The organism is Pseudomonas sp. NY15354, from assembly GCF_048068075.1.
Classification (GTDB): Bacteria; Pseudomonadota; Gammaproteobacteria; order Pseudomonadales; family Pseudomonadaceae; genus Aquipseudomonas; species Aquipseudomonas guariconensis_C.
The window spans coordinates 1-1,232 of record NZ_JBLUPV010000072.1 but is presented as its reverse complement, the minus strand read 5'-3'; the positions used below and the strand labels follow the sequence as shown (position 1 = coordinate 1,232).

General features: G+C 54.2%; 1 protein-coding gene. It reads right to left on the bottom strand.

What is annotated here, in order from left to right:
* Positions 1–18: 18 nt before the first annotated feature.
* A protein-coding gene (locus ACNFCH_RS25830; protein WP_087535084.1) for an IS3 family transposase occupies positions 19–1,169 on the bottom strand; the annotation gives its coding sequence in 2 pieces (ribosomal slippage) (positions 19–935 and positions 935–1,169; 1,152 coding nt in all).
* Between the last annotated feature and the right edge of the window lie 63 nt (positions 1,170–1,232).

Here is a 1,232-nt window from a genome sequence, read left to right as displayed (position 1 = left end):
TGAATCGCCCCTGGTTTTCTAGACACTCTCCAAGCTCAGGAAATAGCGTTTCTCATACTCTACTGGAGACAGCTGCATAGCACTGCTGTGTCGGCGTTTAGGGTTATAGAACATCTCGATGTAATCGAAAATATCACTTCGGGCTTCTTCACGGGTTGTGTAGATCTTTCGTCGGATTCGCTCTCGCTTCAAAAGCTGGAAAAAGCTCTCGGCTACAGCATTGTCGTGGCAGTTTCCCCGCCGGCTCATGCTGCTGATTACATTGTTGGCCTTCAAAAAGCTTTTCCAATCCGAGCTACTGAACTGACTGCCTTGATCTGAGTGAATCATAACTTGCTGCTGAGGCTTGCGTCGCCAAACAGCCATCAACATCGCGTCGATAGCCAGGTCGCTGCACATCCTTGGCTTCATTGACCAACCAATTACTTGGCGTGAGAACAGATCCAGCACTACCGCGAGGTAGAGCCACCCTTCATAGGTGCGGATGTAAGTGATATCTGTCACCCAGACCTTGTTCGGCTCACTTACCTTGAACTGCCGCGCGAGGTGGTTGGGCGAGGCCACTGTTGGTTTTCCACCATAGAACCCTGGACGCCGCCGATAGCCCGTTTGAGAACGCAGCCCCTCCGCCTGCATCAAGCGCCTGACTCGATTTCGGCCGCATTCCTCTCCCAGCTCACGCAGGTCATCGTGAATTTTGCGGTAGCCGTATACACCTCCGCTTTCCAGCCAAGCGTGTTTGATCAAGCCAAGCAGACGTTGATCTTCTTTTGCTCGGGCAGATTGAGGCTCGGCCAGCCAGGCGTAATAGCCGCTGGGGTGCACCTTGAGGGTTTGGCAAAGGCGCCGCACCGGGTAATCAGTCGAGTGCTTCTTGATGAAGGCGTACTTCAGCCGCACTCCTTGGCAAAGTACGCGGCGGCCTTTTTTAAGATGTCTCGCTCTTCCGTCACGCGCTTGAGTTCAGCGCGTAGCTTGCGCAGTTCGGCCTGCTGATCGTCGTCTTGCTGACGCTGCTCTTGGGGCTTGCTGTAGACCTTGATCCAGGCGTAAAGACTGTGCACGGACATGCCCAGGCGCTGGGCGACATCGGCGACAGGTTTGCCTTTCTCGGTCACTTGCTTGACCGCTTCGATCTTGAATTCTTCGGGGTAACGCTGACGACTCATGGCACCTCCTATTTGGGCCTCATTATGAGGCTTGGAGGTGTCTACGAAACCAGGGGCGATTCA